This window comes from uncultured Caldilinea sp. (assembly GCF_937128415.1).
In the GTDB taxonomy this organism is placed as follows: Bacteria; Chloroflexota; Anaerolineae; order Caldilineales; family Caldilineaceae; genus Caldilinea.
On sequence record NZ_CAKZMJ010000106.1, the window covers coordinates 5,001 to 21,765 of the forward strand.

Here is a 16,765-nt window from a genome sequence, read left to right on the forward strand (position 1 = left end):
CGTCATGCTCTACGGCATGACTTTCATGTACGGAGCGACCGGCTCGCTGAATCTGGTCGTGATCGGGCAGACCTTCCTGGAGAACGAATCGGTGCGGCTGGCGGTGGGGCCCGCAGTGTTGTTGGTGATGGCGGGACTGGGCTTCAAGACCAGCCTGGCGCCCTTCTTTCAGTGGACGCCGGACACCTATGAAGGCGCTCCCACGCCTGTCACTGCCTATCTCTCGACGGCTTCCAAGGCGGCGGGCTTCGCCGTCATGGCGCGCATCCTGTTGCTGTCCTTCGGGCCAAGCGCGGTGGTGTGGGTGCCGGTGCTGGGGGCGCTCAGCGTGCTCTCCATGTTCGCCGGCAATCTGATGGCGCTGCGCCAGACAAACGTTAAGCGCATGCTCGCCTACAGCAGCATCGCCCACGCCGGCTACATTCTGCTGGGGCTCACCGCTGTGGTGGATTCCAGCGTCGTCGATGTGATGTCGCTTTCGATGAACGGCCTTAACGGCATGCTCATCTACTTGATCGGCTATCTGTTCACCAACATTGGCGCCTTTATGGTGGTGATGGCGGTTGAAAACATGATGGGCGGCAGCGATTACGTGCACTTTTCAGGGCTTGTGCGGCGCTCGCCATGGCTGGCGACGGCCATGCTGATCTTCCTGCTGAGCCTCGTCGGCATTCCGTTGACCGCCGGCTTTGTAGGCAAGTTCTTTGTCTTCGGCGCCACGATTCAACATCAGTATTATTTCCTGGCCGCCATGGCGTTGATCAACGTGGCCATCTCCGCTTACTACTACATGTCGTTGGCGCGCGTCATGTTCTTCCCAAGCGAAGAGGGCGAGGTGAGACCGCTTATCGGCGCGCCCGGCATCGGCGTCCAGGCGATCGTCACGATCTGCGTGCTGGGCGTCTTCTGGGTCGGCATGTATCCCGGTCTCATCATCGAGTGGGCCAACAGCGCATCCCAGTTTCTGCTCACCATTCTATAGGTCGGCGACAGGCGCCGTGGAAGCGGCGTCGTGAATTGCACCCAGGCGAGACCTGCTCCAGGTCTCGCCTTTTTGCTGGCGTCAGGTGCGTTGTCCCTCAGCAGTTCTCCAAATTGGAAGGGTGCAGGTATACTACCTGGATGATGACAAGGGATTCGATCCGTGTGAGGTTGCGCAGCGCTCTGATTGCGCTGACGGTGTTAATAGGCGCCTGGCTGGCGCTGAGGCCGCAGTGGATGGCGGCGCAGGGCGTCGCCCCGACCGCCAATCCGGTTCTGAGCCTGGCGGTGGCGCCGCTGGCGCCCAACGAGGTGTTGGCCGGCGTTCTCAATTCGCCGCGCCCGGCGGGCATCTATCGCAGCGAGGACGCCGGGATCCGTTGGGTCAATACGACGCCGGACCTGCCGCCGAACATCAGCATCACCTCGCTCGTCTACGACCCGCGCAACCGACGGCTGGCCTACGCGTCCGACGGAGGCGCCGGCTTTATTTTCCGCTCATTGGATGGCGGCGCCTCCTGGAGCGAAATTCCCGGTTTCCGCAACCTGCTCAGCGCCAACAGCGCAGTGGGCGTGCTGTACATGGCGGTTGAGAACAATCGCTCCGTGCTCTACGCGGGCACCCGCTTCGATGGCGTCTTCCGCAGCGAGGATGGCGGCGTCACCTGGCAGCAGCTTGACCGAGGACTGGTCGGCGAGGCGCGGCGAGTGCGCTCGTTGACCTTCTTTGGCGATGCGTTGTACGCAGGCACGCACAACGGGCTCTATCGCCTGCCGGCAGGCGCTGCAGCCTGGGAAGCTGTCCCCGGCACGCCGACGACCGGCATCATCTTCAGTTTGTTGGCGGATGGCGGCGTCCTCTATGCAGGCTCCGGCTCGGCGCTCTATGTCAGTCAAGATGGGGAGACCTGGACGCAGATATCCGGCCTTCCCAACAGCGTTTATTATGATCTCGTTTCTACGGGCCGTTTGATTGTCGCCGCCAGTGACAATGGTTTATGGGTGGGCCGCGAGGAGTCGTGGTCGTTGGCTACGCTCGACGGCGCACCCTACAGCACGGCGGTTTACAGCGTCGCCAATACGCCGCGCGCCCCGCGCACTGTGTATGCAGGCGGGGAGGGATGGGTTGCGCGCAGCGACGACGAAGGCGTGACCTTCTTCAGCATCGCCGCCATGCCGGCGCTGAACGTGGCTGCGGCCCTGGCGACGGCCACGCCCACCCCCACGCCCTCGCCGACGCCGACCTTCACGGCGACGCCCACCAACACGCCGACGGAGACGCCGACGCCGACCTTCACAGCGACGCCGACGGACACGCCCATCCCGACGGACACGCCCATCCCGACGGACACGCCCATCCCGACGGAGACGCCGACGCCGGTGCAGACGGAAGCCTCCGACGCCACAACGACGCAACCGCAAGGCGAGGCTGCCGCCGGGGCGACAGCCGGCGTGGACAATCTTCCCTCTTCGGAAAGAGACGCCAGCCGACGCGCCATCGACGCGTTGATGCGCGTGGTGCGTCCCGTCTCGTTAACCCCCGAGGCCGCGTCGGAGATCGAAGCTTCACCGGGCGGCGCGGCGATCGTGCTGCCGACCGCCACGCCTGTCCTCGCGGCGTCGCCGACCGCCACGCCCACGGCGACCTCGCCGTCCGAGGCGCCTTCGTCGGTCGGCGCGGCGACAATGGAAGCGACTGCGCCGGTGACGCCTACGCCGCTTTCAGTCTCAGCGACGCCAGAAGCGGCTGTGACGCCAATCGACGTGATCGCCGAGCTCAACGCGCGTCTGCCCGCAATCCTGATGGGCGCAATTGTGGTGTTCGGCCTGGTCGTTTTGGCTGCAGGCGTGTCGATCCTGCGCGGACCGCGAGATATCTAAGCCTCTGAGCACGCTGAGCATTTGTATGATGACGCTGCGAGAATTGCTGAACACGCTCCCTGACGCAGAGCTTTCTTTTTCCGAAAAGGCGTCGAATATCGCAATTGAGGGCGTCACCGCCGACAGCCGGCAGGTGCGTCCGGGTTCGCTGTTTGTGGCCGTGCCGGGCGTTCACAACGATGGCCATCGTTTTATCCCCGCAGCGATCGCACAAGGCGTCGCAGCGGTGATCGGCGAACGCCCTCTTTCTGAAATCATCGACGCCGAAGCGAACGGCTTAGGGCGCACAGTTCCTTATCTGCGCGTGCAGAACAGCCGTCGCGCCCTGGCCTTCGTCTGTGCGGCGCTGCAAGGTTTTCCGAGTCGGCGCCTCACCGTCGTGGGCGTCACCGGCACCGACGGCAAAACGACGACCTCCACCATTCTGGAGTCAATCCTGCGCGCGGCGACGGCGACGACAGAGGCGCCCGCCGGGGCGGTCGGCGTGATCACCACCGTGGGCGCGCGCATTCGAGGAGAGGAGATCGACACCGGCCTGCACGTCACCACGCCGGATGCGCCCGACGTGCAGCGTTTTCTGCGCGCCATGGTGGACGCGGGCTGTCGCTATGCGGTGGTCGAAAGCACGAGTCACGGCCTGCATCAGCAGCGCGTGGCGGCCGTCGACTTTGATGTGGCGGCGGTGACCAACATCACCCACGAACATCTCGACTATCACGGCACGCGCGAGGCGTATGTGGCGGCCAAGGCGCTGCTTTTTCGTGCGCTCTTCGCCTCTTCGCCCAAGCCGGGCGCGCCGCGCGCGGCGGTGCTCAACGCCGATGACGCCGGCAGCTACGACGCCCTGCGCGCCGCACTGGCCGAGGAGATGGAAAGCAGCGCCCTGGACGTAGCGATTCGCAGCTACGGGATCGCCGGGCGCTCTCCGCATTCCTTAGACGTCGCTGTAGAAAACATTGCTTATGACGCCGACGCCACGCGCTTCGACCTGCGCTGGTGGGGCGGCCGTTTCCCGGTCGAGTCGCCGCTGATCGGCGAATTCAATGTGTACAACGCCGCGTGCGCGGCGACGGTCGCGCTGGCGCTCGGCATCCCGCCCTCGGCGGTGCAGCGCGGGGTGAAGGAGATGCCGCCCGTGCCGGGGCGAATGGAGCGCATCGACGTCGGTCAACCCTTTCTGGCCATCGTCGATTTTGCGCACACGCCGGTGAGCCTAGAGCGGGCGTTGACTACGCTCCGGCCGCTCGTCGGGCGCAACGGAGAGGGCGGCCGTTTGATCGCCATCTTCGGCTCGGCGGGGCTGCGCGACCGCGAGAAGCGCTATTTGATGGGGCGGGTCAGCGGTCAGTTGGCGGACTACACCATCATCACGGCGGAGGATCCGCGCACCGAGGACCTGGAGGAAATCTGCCGGGAAATCGAGCGCGGAGTGCGCGAGTTCGCAGGGCCGGACCGCTATGTCATCATTCCTGACCGCAGCGAGGCGATTCAAGCCGGCGTGGAGATGGCGCGAGCAGGAGACGTGGTGGCGGCCTTTGGCAAGGGACATGAACGCAGCATGTGCTTTGGCGAGATCGAATATCCATGGAGCGACCAGGAGGCGATGCGGGCGGCGTTGCAGCGCTGCGCCGATCGATGGCAACGCGAAAGCGTGTAGCGCCAAGACCGGTGGAAACGCCGCCGCATGCACAGCGCATGCGGCGGCAGTTTATTTTTGCGCCCTCTTCAGATTAGCCGTGCACCTTCTGCAACAGATCGGCGACGATGGCCTCGGCGGGCGCAGGCAGCATCGCTTCCTGGAAGCCGAGGATGCTCACCAGCGGCGTCTCCATGATGAAGCCGGTCATGTCCATGCCGATGCCGCCTTCCTCTTCGCCGCCCCCCATCGCAGCGCGCATTTGCGCCATCATCTGCTGGAAGAACGGCTCGAAGACGGCGCGGCCACGCGGGTCCTCCAGCCATTCGCGCACGGTGGATTCGCGATTGAGCAGGCTGGGCAACTGCAGCGTCGATTGCAGGGTCACCGTCGCCTGGGCGCGGATGTCCGCCGAGGACGCGCCGATCAGCAGGTCAAACTCGCCGTCTTCGGTCACCCATTGCTTATGGCCTGGATGCCAGAAGGCGAAGGCGCGAAAGTCAAGCGGGATGGTCACCGTCTTCGTCTCGCCCGGCTGCAGCTCGACCTTGGCGAAGCCCTTGAGTTCCTTAGGCGGACGCTGCAGCGAGCAGCGGCGGTCGCGCACGTAGACCTGCACCACCTCCTTGCCCGCCCTCCTGCCGGTGTTCGTCACATCGACGCTGAGGGTGACGCCGTCCACGTCGCGGAAGGTCGAGGCGGAGACGCGCACGTTGCTGTAGGCGAAGGTCGTGTAGCTGAGGCCGTGACCGAAGGGGAAGAGGGGAGCCACCTGTTTTGCGTCATAGTAGCGATAGCCGATATACAGCCCTTCACCGTAACGCACCTGGCCGTTTTCGCCGGGGAAATTGAGATGAGCAGGCGTATCCACCAACCGCACGGGGAACGTTTCGGCCAGCTTGCCGGAGGGATTGACGACGCCGTACAAAATATCGGCGATGGCGCCGCCGCCCGCCTGCCCCATCATCCACGCCTCCAGCACCGCCGCCACGCCCTCGATCCATTCGCTCATGACCACGGCGGAGCCGTTGTGCAAAATGACGACGCACCGCGGCTGCACGGCGCTCACCGCCTGAATCAGGGCGACCTGCTGGCGGGTGAGGTCGAGGTCGGCGCGGTCATATCCTTCGGACTCCTTGTACGAAGGCAGGGCGATGTAGAGCAGCGCCACTTCCGCCGCCTGCGCTGCGGTCACTGCCTCGTCGATCAGCGCCTGGTCGAAGCTGTCGTCGGCGGGATAGCCGGGGCAGTAGGTGAGCACAGCGTCGCCCGCGCGCGCTTGCAGCTCGTCGAAAGGGCTGTCCACCTGTGTGGGGTTGATATGCGAGCTGCCGCCGCCCTGGAAATGCGGCTCCTTCGCCGCACGGCCGATCACGGCGATGCGCTGGGGATGGATCAACGGCAGGATGCCGTTGTTCTTGAGCAACACCATCCCTTCCGCCGCCACCCGCCGCGCCAGCGCATGATGGCCGGCGACATCGAACGATCCACCTTTAGGCGTCTCCGCCGCACGGAAGACGATCTGCAGCACCCGTCGCACCGCTTCGTCGAGCACGGCTTCATCCAATTTCCCAGACTTCACCGCGTCGATCACCGCCTGGGTGCGGTGCGGCCTGGGGCCGGGCATCTCCAGGTCCAGGCCGGCCTGCAGCGCCTTGACGCGGTCGTGCACGGCGCCCCAGTCGGAGACGACGAGACCTTCAAACCCCCACTCCTCTTTCAGGATTTGCGTCAACAATTGGGGGTGTTCGGAGCAATAGGTTCCGTTGAGTTTGTTGTAGGCGCACATCACCGTCCAGGGGCGCGCTTGTTTGACCACGCGCTCGAAGGCGGGCAGGTAAATTTCGCGCAGCGCGCGTTCATCGACGACGGCGTCGATGCGCATGCGCTGCGTCTCCTGGTTGTTTGCTGCGTAGTGCTTAAGGGAGGTTCCTACGCCCTTGCTCTGGACGCCCTGCACCAGGCTGGCGGCCAGCTCGCCGGCGAGGAAGGGGTCTTCGGAAAAGTACTCGAAGTTGCGACCACAGAGCGGCGTGCGCTTCATGTTGACGCCCGGCCCCAGCAGCACGCCGACGCCGAGCGCAATCGCCTCTTCGGCCAGCGCCTGCCCCATGGCGTACAACAGCTCGCGGTCCCACGTCGACGCCAGCAGCGCCGCCGTCGGAAAGCAGGTGGCGGGCAGGCTCGGTGCGCCGAGCGCGTGCACGTCCGGCACGCGGCGCACGCCGTGCGGCCCATCCGACATGAGCAGCTCCGGAATGTCGAGCCGCTCGACCGGCGTCGTCGTCCATGCGCTGGCGCCGGTGACCAACGCCGCCTTTTCTTCAAGGGTCATCTGGGAAACAAGCGATGCAATGTCTTTCATAGGTTCTCGCTTTCGTTTGTGATGGATATTTTGTTAAAGTTTTTGAGTAAACTTGAATGATGCGCCGAAAATGGATTCCTCGGCTGAGATACTTCATGAGATGAATGCACAACGCTGGGATGCGCCTCCAAAGTTTTGCACTCTTTTTATGGTACACTGTTTTCGGTCTGTGTTGAAATATCCTTGCTGACTTGTTCTGGCGTCATCATGCCACAAATCCGCCTTTTGTTTCACAAGAAAAAAGTGTCTCAAGAAAGGAACCGATCAAATGACGCATCCCTTGGTGGAGCAGCTGCGTTTCACGCGCGGCGAGCTGCAGCGCGCTCTGTCCGGCGTAAACGATGAGGAGGCGCGCAGACGCTTCTTGCCCATGAACTGCATCAGTTGGATCGTAGGTCATCTCGCCTGGCAGGAGCAGCGTTACTGGCTGCGTTTCGCCCAGGGAACCAAGCTGCGACCCGAATTGGACGCCGACTTCGCCTACGGACGGCCTGCCAGCGCGCCGCCGCTGGAACAGGTGTTGCAGGCGTGGCGCGAGGTGACCGCCGCCTCTGACCCCTGGCTTGACGGCGTCGCCACGCCGACGTTGACGGAGCCGTTCACCGTGCCGGGCTGGGGGATCACCACGACCTACGGCTCGCTGATGTTGCGCGTGATCTACCATTACTACTATCACATCGGCGAGATCATGGCGATCCGTCAGCTGCTGGGTCACACGGATCTGCCGGAGTTCATCGGCGACCTCGATCACAAAGCGCCCTATCGACCGGAGAAAGGACTTTTGCATGTCAGTGAACCGCCCGCCCGTAGCGCTTGAATCGACCGTAATTTCGCACGGCCTTCCTTACCCGCAAAATTTGTCTCTGGCGCGCGAGATGGAGAATATCGTGCGCAGTTACGGCGCCGAGCCGCGCACGGTGGCTATCTTAGGTGGAGAACTCCGCGCCGGCTTAAGCGACGAAGAGTTGCACCATCTGGCGACTGCAAGCAATGTGCGCAAGGTGAGCCGCCGCGACCTGCCGATCGTGGCGGCGCGCCGACTCGACGGCGCCACCACTGTGGCCACGACCATGTGGGCGGCGCACCGTTTCGGCATCGAGGTCTTCGCCACCGGCGGCATCGGCGGCGTCCACCGCGGGCGCGGGGATGATGTCAGCGCCGATCTGCAGGAGCTGGCGCAGACGCCCGTCGTGGTCGTCTGCGCAGGCGCCAAAGCGATCCTCGACCTGCCGGCGACACTGGAGTATTTGGAGACTTTCGGCGTCACCGTGGTCGGCTACGGGACGGAGGAGTTCCCCGCTTTCTACAGCCGCAGCAGTGGACTGGGCGTGGATGTCCGCTGCGACGCTCCTGAAGAAGTGGCGGCCATCTGGCGCGCCAAACAGCGCCTGGGGCTGCCGGGCGGCCTGCTGGTGGCGGTTCCGGTTCCTGTTGAAGCGGAGATCCCGGCGGCGGAGATCGAGCCGGCGATCGAGCAGGCGGTGAAGGAGGCGGAGGCGCAACGTCTGCGCTCCGCAGAGGTGACGCCCTTTCTGCTCAAACGCATCGCTGAATTGACCGGGGAGCGCAGTTTGCAGGCGAATCTGGCGCTGTTGCGCAACAACGCCGGGGTGGCGGCGCAAATCGCTGTGGCGTTGGCGGGAAAGGGATAGCGTGTTGCGTGCTGCGTGTTGCATGTTGCGTAACAAAACCACGCAGCACGTAACACGCAACACGTTCAATCGGCGCTGGCGGCCGCCATTTCAGGGAGGGGGGCGCCGGATTGTAAGATCTGGAGGAACTCCTTGCGCTCCAGCACTTCTTTCTCTAAAAGCGCTTCGGCGACCTGAACAAGCTGGGCCTGACGAGCCTTGAGCACGGCGCGCGCACGGTCGTATGCTTCGCTGACGATGCGGCGCACTTCAGCGTCGATTTTGCGCGCCACATCTTCGCTGTAGGAACGCTGTTGACCAAGCTCCAACCCCAGGAAGGGGTTGGAATCTCCAGAATTGAGCTGCAGCGGGCCGATCACGTCGCTCATGCCGAAGCGGGTCACCATCGCCTTCGCCAGCTTGGTGACGCGTTCCAGGTCGTTGGCGGCGCTGGTGGTCGGCTCTTCAAAGATCAGCTCCTCGGCGACGCGACCGCCCAACAGCCCGGCCAGGGTGTCTTCGTACTCGGCGCGGCTGCGCAGGTTGCGATCTTCTTCAGGCAAGGGCATCACATAGCCAAGCGCCTGACCACGGCTGACGATCGTGATCTTGTTCACGCCTTCGGTGTGCTCCAGCGCCTCCATCACGATGGCGTGGCCCGCTTCGTGATAGGCGATCACGCGGCGGTCTTCGGCGTCGAGCACGCGGCTGCGTCGCGCCGGCCCGGCCATCACGCGTTCGATCGACTCGATGAACTCCGACATGCCGATGGCGCGCTTGTTGCGCCGCGCCGCCAGGATCGCCGCCTCGTTGACCAGATTTTCGAGGTCGGCGCCCACCATGCCGGCGGTCTGCGCCGCAATCAGGCCCAGGTCAACGTCCGGCATCAGCGGCTTGCCGCGCGTGTGCACCTTCAGGATCGCCTCGCGGCCGCGACGGTCTGGCCGATCAACCACAACTTTGCGGTCGAAGCGGCCAGGGCGCAGCAGCGCCGGGTCGAGGATGTCCGGTCGGTTGGTGGCGGCGATGATGACGATGTTGGTGTCGGTGTCGAAGCCGTCCATCTCGACCAGAATCTGGTTTAGCGTCTGCTCGCGCTCATCGTTGCCGCCGCCCAGCCCCGCGCCGCGGTGACGTCCCACTGCGTCGATTTCGTCGATAAAAATGATGCAGGGTGAGTTCTTCTTGGCTTGCTCGAAGAGATCGCGCACGCGGCTGGCGCCGACGCCGACGAACATCTCCACAAATTCGGAGCCGGAGCTGGCGAAGAACGGGACGCCCGCTTCGCCTGCGACCGCTTTGGCCAGCAGCGTCTTGCCCGTGCCGGGGGCGCCCACCATCAACACGCCCTTTGGAATGCGCGCGCCCAGCGCGGCGAACTTTTGCGGCTCTTTAAGAAATTCGACGACCTCCTGCAGCTCCTGCTTGGCTTCGTCGGAGCCGGCGACGTCTGCAAAGGTGACGGTGGGGCGGTCGGCGCCTTCCATTTTCCGTGCGCGGCTGCGGCCGAATTGCATGGCGCGATTCTGCCCACCTCCTCCCGCCTGACGCATGATAAAGATAAAGAAGGCGAAGACCAGCAGCATCGGCAGAATCATGACCAGCCAGCTGAAGATGGCTCCGCTGTTCGGCGCACTTTCGACCTCGATGGGCAGAGTCTGCAGGCGCTCCTCGCTCACGCCAAGCGCGCGCAAAGTGTCGAGCAGGCTCTGGTTGTTTTCTTTGCGCGTCTGAAGGCGTTGCGCGCTCGATTTCAGCTGGACGTAGACGGCGTCGCCCTGCACGAGGATGGAGCGCACGTCGTCGTTGTTGATGTAGTTCGCCACCTGGTTCAACCCCACCAGGTTGGCGGCGTCGCCCGAGGGAGCGAAGAGGAAGCGCGAGCCGATCAGCAGCAGGATCACAAGCACGATCCAAAACCAGCTTCGGCTCAGCCAGTTTCCCCCGTTTGAACCGGGCGGGGTGCGATGGTCAGAAGGTCGTTTGGGTGACGACATTTTTTGTCACTCGTTCAATCAGGAAACAAGTCCAAATCATCAAAGTCTCTATCAGCAGCATATCGACCCGACGCTCCGGGGTCAGTAATTCGAGTTACGGGTTGATGCAGGCGATGGGCCGGTGATCCTGCTGTGCGCAGACGGTTCTCCTTGCGCGCGATCGCGCTTCTCTCAGTCCAGCGCGCTCAATGCTTCGCGCACATCCACGCCCACGCGATGGGTCTGCGCCCGATGAAGCGGCGGCAGCTCCGCGGAGCGGCGGGGGTCAGGCTGGGAAGCCTCATCGGGTTTGTCGCTGAGGCACAGAATTTGACAGTTGCGCGCCTTGAGCCACAGCGCCAACTGATACACTTCTTCTGTAATGGTGATTTCGTTGGCGAGAATTTCCTGGACGCTGCTGTCGTCCGGCATGTTGCCCATGTGCTCTATGGTGCTGATGAATTCCTGGCGGCGGAAGCGTTTGAAGGGCGTGGGATCGCCGATGCGCACTGCGCCGTTCACCGCTTCATGCACTTCGCGCAGCGCCAGCCCGGCTGCGGGATTGATCATCAAGCGGCTATCCACCCAGCGGATAAATTGTTCGAAGTCCTCCAGGCTGTTGTTCTCCACTTCGTCGAGGAGTTCTTCAAAGCTGATGAGGCGCGTGTTCAGCACCATGCAGATATAGGCGAGGTAATCCTGGTTGTCGGCGGTGAGGCGGTGGTAGCGCGAGCGGTTCAACTCGTTGTAGTGCTTCTCGAAGGTGGCCTGGTCGAAGTCTGGCCCCAGCACAGAATCCATCGTGCGATAAATGCCGGTCAGCCGGGCGCGATCGATGACTTTGTCGTTGCGCCCTTTGGCGCCCAGTGCAGTCTTGTCGATATCGACGACCACCGCGGTGCGTGCGTCGAGTTGAAAGCCTTGCGCCTTGAGCGCTCGGACCCAGTCGACGATGGCGGCCCAACGATTGGCGATGGTGATGAGGTCCTGTTCCGTGCGGGTCGCCAGCGCTTCATCCGGCTTTTCGACGCCGATAAAACAGGCGCTGCGCCAGCCGCTGACCTCCGCCATGTTCAAAAACGCCTGACCATCGTTGAAGAGCGTGTCGCCCAGGAAAAGCAGCTCCTCCACCGGCGCGTTCATCCCTCGCACGGCCTGAATGCGCTTGATGAACCAAACGGCGGCGCGAGCGTAGTTCTTTTCTTGCTTGCGCGGAATCTGGTCGCTGCGCAATTCCATGTCATAGAAAGCCTGCTTGATCCCGGGTACGCGCTTGTCCAGCGGCTCGAGGTTGCGATAGATCACCCAGTCCTCGCAAAAGTCGGCCAGTGAGGCGCGTCCAAAGTTCTGGTACAAGAACGATTTCTCACCCTTGATCGCGGCGCTAGCTGATGGTAAAGGCACTGGAAACTCCTCTCAAAGCTCCTCAACCCGGTCGCATTTGCAGCAGATGCTTTCGGGCTGGACGGGCGCCCGGCGTCGGTGCGCCTGTCCAGTCCCATTTTTTTAACATTTTACGCCATGACTGTCGATTCCGCCAACGCAGCAGCCGCTTGACCGAGGTATCCTTGCGCCACCAGCAGCTCGGCGTTCAACAGGCTTCCGCCGGCTGCGCCGCGGATCGTGTTGTGGCCAAGCGCCATGAATTTGTAATGCAGCAAAGGATCGGGGCGCAGCCGCCCTACGACGGTCGCCATGCCCGGCACGCTGCCCGCCATGCGATCAAGGCGCGGTTGAGGGCGGTCGGGGCGCTCGTCGTAGAGGATGGCCGGCTGCGGCGCGCTCGGCAGACGCAACTGTTGGGGCAGCGGGTGGTAGGTGCGCCAGGCTTCGACGATCTCTTCTTGCGTCGGTCGCTCCTCGAACTCGACGCTGATCGCCTCGAGGTGGCCGTTGCGCGTCGGCACGCGGTTGCAGTGCGCGCTGATCACGACGTCGGCGTAGCGGATGCGCTGGCCGTCGAAGACGCCCAACAGTTTTTGCGGCTCCTTCAGCTCCATCTTCTCTTCTTCTCCGCTGATGAAGGGAATGATGTTGTCGAGAATGTCCATGCTGCTCACGCCTGGGTAGCCCGCCCCGCTGACCGCCTGCATGGTCACGACGAAGACCTTCTTGACGCCGAAACGCACATGCAGCGGATGCAGCGCCGAGATCATGTGCGTGGTGCTGCAGTTCGGATTGGTGATGATGCAGCCGCTCCAGCCGCGTCTGTGCTTTTGCACCTCGATCAGCTTGAGATGCTCCGGGTTGACTTCTGGGATGAGGAGCGGCACGTCTTCGTCGTAGCGGTGATTGCGGGCGTTGCTGCAAACGACATAGCCCGCCGCAGCGAACTCCTCTTCGAGCTCGCCCGCCGTCTCGGAAGGCAAGGCGCTGAAGACGATCTGGCAATCGGGGCCAGGCTCGCACGCCAGCACCGGCATCTCGCGCACGGCCTCCGGCATGTCTCCGCGCAAATTCCAGCGGCAGGCTTCGACGTAGCGTTTGCCTGCACTGCGCTCCGAGGCAAAGAGCGCCGTAATCTCAAACCAGGGGTGCCCCTGCAACATCTGCACAAAGCGTTGTCCCACGGCGCCCGTTGCTCCGAGAACGCCGACCTTAATTTTGTTCATCGTTCTGCACTCCTACAGCGAAAAATGCTGATCTTGTAAATCCAACCATTCATCCAACAATTTACGCACGCAACCAGTTTACGCATGCAACAAGGCCAGCTCCACGATGTCGCTCAGGACGCCGGCCGCCGTAGCGTCGACCCCTGCCCCGCGCCCCTGAATCACGAGCGGCGTCGGCTGATACCAGCGCGTGTGGAATTCGACGAGGTTGTCGGCCCCGCGCAGCTGCCCAAGCGGGCTGCTGGCGTCCACCGTCTGCGGCCCCACAGTGCAGCGTCCTTCGGCCACCGTCGCCACATAGCGCAGCACTCCGCCTTGCGCGACCGCTTCCTCAACCAAACGCCGGAAGTGTGCATCGAGCGAAGGGAGGGCTTCGAGAAACTCCGTCACCGACAGGGAAGCCATTTCCGTCGGATAGAGGCTGGTGACGGCGACATCCTCCAGCCCAAGACGCCAGCCCAGCCCGCGCGCCAGGATCAGCGCCTTGCGCGCCACATCGACGCCGCCCAGATCGTCGCGTGGGTCGGGTTCGGTGTAGCCGAGTCGATGCGCCTCGCGCACCACTTCGCTGAAAGGGCGCCCTTGTTGCAAGCCGGTCATGACGTAGCCCAACGTGCCGCTCAACGCGCCGGCGATGCGGGTGATTGCATCTCCGCTGGCGATGAGTCGATGGAGCGTGGCGATGACAGGCAACCCGGCGCCGCAGGTCGTCTCCCAGCGCGTGGCGGTGAGCTGACGCGGCGGACGTCCGTTCACGGTGGCCCCGGCTCTGGTGAGCCGGTCGTACACCTCCTGTTCGATCGTCAAGGGCTTTTTGTTGGCGAGGACGACCCGATATCCGCGTTCCAGCGCTGCAATCAGCGCAGGGGCGGTCGTTTCGGTGGCCGTGCAGTCGACGACGATGGCGTTGGGTCGGCCGGCGACGTCTACAATGGCGGCGAGGTCTTGTTGCGGGCCGCCTTGCGCATAGTCGGCGAGCCGTCCGCCTTGCTTTTTGAAATCGATGATGTCGAGGAGGGTGACGTCTTCGATAGCCTCTCCTAGAGCAACGACGGCGCCATCCCGGTCACAGACCGCTGCAATCGGCAATTCCAGCTCGAACTCTGTGGCGTGGTGCGCTCGATTTTGCACGATCTGGCGAATCAGTGCGCTGCCAACCCCGCCCACGCCGAAGAGAATAATCGGTGCGTGACGCATGACACTCCAATAGATGAGATGTTTTAATAAATGAGATGTTTTGAACGCCTGTTTTCATTGCAACGTCTTCCATGAAACCGCTATGGATTTTACCATGAGGAGGGGAAACACAATAACCTGGTGGACAGGTCGCCACAAAAAAGTCCCGCCGATTTGGGTCGACGGGACTTTTTATGTTATGTTTTGAAAGTCCCGGCGGCGGGCGCCCCGGGTGCTTTCGGTTGGCCGGTGAGAAGGCACCGGCATCGGAACAACAGCGCATCTATACTATCGAATAAATTCCTGAAAAAATCGTGAAGAGAGGTTAAAGGTTTGATGAGAAGTTTACAATCAAAGTTTGCAATCAAAAGTGTGTGATCAAAAGTGTGTGATCAAAAGTTTGTGATCAATCGTCTCGCAATTTTTTCAGAACGTCTGGCTGCTAGGCTGAGAAACGGCGCGACGCAAGGGGAACCCTGTGCGACCGTCCCAACGCTTACACGGCTCACCCATGTTCAATCGAGGAAGACTATGAACCGATCAAACGGCGATGCACCGTACTACAACCTCTACATTAATGGCCAGTGGCGGGCGCCGATCGCTGAACAATATCGTCCCACCATCGACCCTTCCACCGGTGAAACGCTCGGCATGATTGCCCAGGCGGACATCGAGGACACGCGGTTGGCGATCCGCGCGGCGCGAGAGGCGTTCGACGACGGCTATTGGCCCAGCATGGCGCCGGGAGAGCGCTCGCGGCTGCTTCATGCGCTGGTCGACGCCATTGAAGCGCGGCAGGACGAGATCGCAGACGCCGAGATGCGCGACGGCGGCTGCACCTGGCGCAAGGCGCACCTGCTCGACATCCCGGTGGGACTCATCCATTTTCGTCATTTCGCCAAGCTGGCCGATATGGAGCCGCTGGAGCCGGTGCCGCAGATTACCTTTCCGGCACTTTCCTACAACTTCGTCCTCCGCGAGCCGATCGGCGTCTGCGGGCAAATTATTCCGTGGAATTTTCCGTTTTTGATGGCGGTTTGGAAGATTGCGCCGGCGCTGGCGGCGGGCAACACCGTCGTCATCAAGCCGGCCACCTTCACGCCCTTGAGCCTGCTCAAGATGACTGAAATCATTCATGAGACCGGATTGTTGCCGCCGGGCGTGCTCAACGTCGTCACGGGGCCCGGGCAGGTGGTGGGGCCGGAAATCTGCACCAACCCGATGGTCGACAAGATCGCTTTCACCGGCAGCACCGAGGTCGGCCGCGAGATCATGCAACAGGCGGCCAGCACCATCAAAAAGGTCACGCTGGAGCTTGGGGGCAAAAGCCCGAACATCATCCTGGAAGACGCCGACCTTGACCTGGCGGTGGACGGCAGCCTGTGGGCGACCTTTATGCACAATGGCCAGGCGTGCGAGTCGGGCACGCGACTTTTCGTGCCGGCGAGCATCTACGATGAATTTCTGGAGCGGCTCGTCGACCGCGCCTCGAAGCTGCGGGTGGGACTTTCCAGCAGCGGCGACACCGACCTCGGCCCGGTGATCTCAGCCAGCCAGTTGAGAACCATCGAGGAGTACATTCGCCTGGGCATCGAGGAGGGCGCCACGCCGGTGCTGCTCGGCAAGCGCCCCGAAGACCCGGAATTGCAAAACGGGTTCTTCATCACGCCGACCATTTTCACCGACGTTGACAACTCGATGCGCATCGCTCAGGAGGAAATTTTTGGGCCGGTGCTCTGCGTCATCAAATACGATGGGCTGGAGGACGCCATTCGCATGGCGAACGATACCATCTACGGCTTGGCGGCGGGCGTGTGGAGCCGAGACATCGAGACGGCGGTCAGCGTGGCGAAGCGCATCCGCGCCGGCACAGTATGGATCAACGACTATCATATGATCAACGCCGAGGCGCCCTTTGGCGGCTACAAGCAGAGCGGCATCGGCCGCGAGCTGGGAACCTGGGGGTTGAAGGAGTATCTGGAGATTAAGCACATTCACGTGCCGCTCAACAACGAACGCAGCGGCAAATTCTGGTTCGATATCGTCGCACCGCGGATGTCGGAGTAAAATCTTCCCATTTCCTTTTATCAAAAAGCGGGCCTCTCCTCGGAGACAGCCCGCTTTTTTAGCTTAAAAGCCTCTCAGTTGACACGACCTTCTTGACGAAGTCCAGCATCTGTCCATCAGCCCCAGCGCCGCCTTCGCCTTCAGCCCGCCCTTCACCTCCGCCGGCGCCAGCCTCGACCGGTCGATGAGAGAGTGCGCAAAGCGAGGCAGAAGATCAATCTCACCCTTTAACGCCGCAGCGGATACGCAAAGTCATAAACCCCGGACGCCACCGTCAGCCAGACGCCTTCTGCACGTTGGACGGGTTTCAAGACGCCGCTGGCTTCCGCCAAGGGGACGCCGCTTTCCGTAACTTCGGCCAGTGAAGCGCCTGGCAGCGTCACCTCGGCGCTCGTGTTCGCCGGGATGACGATGTGCAGGCGCATCCTGCCTCCCTCGAT

At 62.8% G+C, this 16,765-nt stretch carries 12 protein-coding genes (1 of these 12 running past the window's edge); 6 read left to right on the forward strand and 6 right to left on the reverse strand.

Annotated elements, in window-relative coordinates; translation table 11 throughout:
* From Q0367_RS20010 to Q0367_RS20020, 3 genes are all read left to right on the forward strand, one after another.
* Positions 1–982: the 3' portion of an NADH-quinone oxidoreductase subunit N gene (locus tag Q0367_RS20010; RefSeq protein WP_297630302.1), read on the forward strand. The gene continues 515 nt to the left of window position 1, outside the view; only the last 982 of its 1,497 coding nucleotides appear in the window; its start codon lies off the left edge, out of view; it ends in the stop codon at positions 980–982.
* 164 nt (positions 983–1,146) lie between these two features.
* On the forward strand, positions 1,147–2,862 hold the full coding sequence (locus Q0367_RS20015) for a hypothetical protein (protein WP_297630299.1): 1,716 nt from the start codon (positions 1,147–1,149) through the stop codon (positions 2,860–2,862).
* A gap of 25 nt (positions 2,863–2,887) precedes the next feature.
* Positions 2,888–4,519, forward strand: a complete 1,632-nt coding sequence (locus Q0367_RS20020) for a UDP-N-acetylmuramoyl-L-alanyl-D-glutamate--2,6-diaminopimelate ligase (protein WP_298984369.1) — start codon at positions 2,888–2,890, stop codon at positions 4,517–4,519.
* A gap of 73 nt (positions 4,520–4,592) precedes the next feature.
* Here Q0367_RS20020 and Q0367_RS20025 read toward each other — a convergent pair whose 3' ends face one another.
* Entirely contained in the window at positions 4,593–6,863 is a 2,271-nt protein-coding gene (locus Q0367_RS20025) for a glycoside hydrolase family 3 C-terminal domain-containing protein (protein ID WP_298984371.1), read from the reverse strand.
* Positions 6,864–7,131: 268 nt separating this feature from the next.
* Here Q0367_RS20025 and Q0367_RS20030 point away from each other — a divergent pair, with 268 nt between their 5' ends.
* Positions 7,132–7,680, forward strand: a complete 549-nt coding sequence (locus Q0367_RS20030; protein ID WP_298984373.1) for a DinB family protein — start codon at positions 7,132–7,134, stop codon at positions 7,678–7,680.
* Positions 7,649–8,515: a pseudouridine-5'-phosphate glycosidase gene (locus Q0367_RS20035; RefSeq protein WP_297630276.1), complete on the forward strand. Its 867-nt coding sequence runs from the start codon at positions 7,649–7,651 to the stop codon at positions 8,513–8,515. The genes Q0367_RS20030 and Q0367_RS20035 overlap by 32 nt, the downstream gene beginning before the upstream one ends.
* A 65-nt stretch (positions 8,516–8,580) precedes the next feature.
* Here the strand turns inward: Q0367_RS20035 and ftsH are convergent, their stop codons facing one another.
* From ftsH to Q0367_RS20055, 4 genes are all read right to left on the reverse strand, one after another.
* Entirely contained in the window at positions 8,581–10,491 is a 1,911-nt protein-coding gene (gene ftsH / locus Q0367_RS20040; RefSeq protein WP_297630274.1) for an ATP-dependent zinc metalloprotease FtsH, read from the reverse strand.
* A gap of 171 nt (positions 10,492–10,662) precedes the next feature.
* Positions 10,663–11,826 (reverse strand): hypothetical protein, encoded by a 1,164-nt coding sequence (locus Q0367_RS20045; protein ID WP_298984376.1) that lies wholly within the window; start codon positions 11,824–11,826, stop codon positions 10,663–10,665.
* 158 nt (positions 11,827–11,984) lie between these two features.
* Positions 11,985–13,082: an aspartate-semialdehyde dehydrogenase gene (gene asd, locus Q0367_RS20050; protein WP_297630268.1), complete on the reverse strand. Its 1,098-nt coding sequence runs from the start codon at positions 13,080–13,082 to the stop codon at positions 11,985–11,987.
* 78 nt (positions 13,083–13,160) lie between these two features.
* The gene (locus Q0367_RS20055; protein WP_297630265.1) at positions 13,161–14,279 is read right to left on the reverse strand and encodes a hypothetical protein; all 1,119 of its coding nucleotides are present in this window, start codon (positions 14,277–14,279) and stop codon (positions 13,161–13,163) included.
* 510 nt (positions 14,280–14,789) lie between these two features.
* On the opposite strand from Q0367_RS20055, the gene Q0367_RS20060 reads away from it, so the two are divergent.
* Positions 14,790–16,325, forward strand: coding sequence for an aldehyde dehydrogenase (locus Q0367_RS20060; protein WP_297630262.1), 1,536 nt, complete (start codon positions 14,790–14,792; stop codon positions 16,323–16,325).
* A 227-nt stretch (positions 16,326–16,552) separates the two neighbouring features.
* Here Q0367_RS20060 and Q0367_RS20065 read toward each other — a convergent pair.
* Positions 16,553–16,765: alpha-L-rhamnosidase C-terminal domain-containing protein (locus Q0367_RS20065; RefSeq protein ID WP_298984379.1), on the reverse strand; the 213-nt coding region annotated here is incomplete at its 5' end.

Coding starts and splice junctions, on each gene's coding strand:
- Q0367_RS20020 (WP_298984369.1), top strand. CDS start 2,888: ATGATGACGCTGCGAGAATTGCTGAACACGCTCCCTGACGCAGAGCTT.
- Q0367_RS20025 (WP_298984371.1), bottom strand. CDS start 6,863: ATGAAAGACATTGCATCGCTTGTTTCCCAGATGACCCTTGAAGAAAAG.
- Q0367_RS20030 (WP_298984373.1), top strand. CDS start 7,132: ATGACGCATCCCTTGGTGGAGCAGCTGCGTTTCACGCGCGGCGAGCTG.
- Q0367_RS20035 (WP_297630276.1), top strand. CDS start 7,649: ATGTCAGTGAACCGCCCGCCCGTAGCGCTTGAATCGACCGTAATTTCG.
- ftsH (WP_297630274.1), bottom strand. CDS start 10,491: ATGTCGTCACCCAAACGACCTTCTGACCATCGCACCCCGCCCGGTTCA.
- asd (WP_297630268.1), bottom strand. CDS start 13,082: ATGAACAAAATTAAGGTCGGCGTTCTCGGAGCAACGGGCGCCGTGGGA.
- Q0367_RS20055 (WP_297630265.1), bottom strand. CDS start 14,279: ATGCGTCACGCACCGATTATTCTCTTCGGCGTGGGCGGGGTTGGCAGC.
- Q0367_RS20060 (WP_297630262.1), top strand. CDS start 14,790: ATGAACCGATCAAACGGCGATGCACCGTACTACAACCTCTACATTAAT.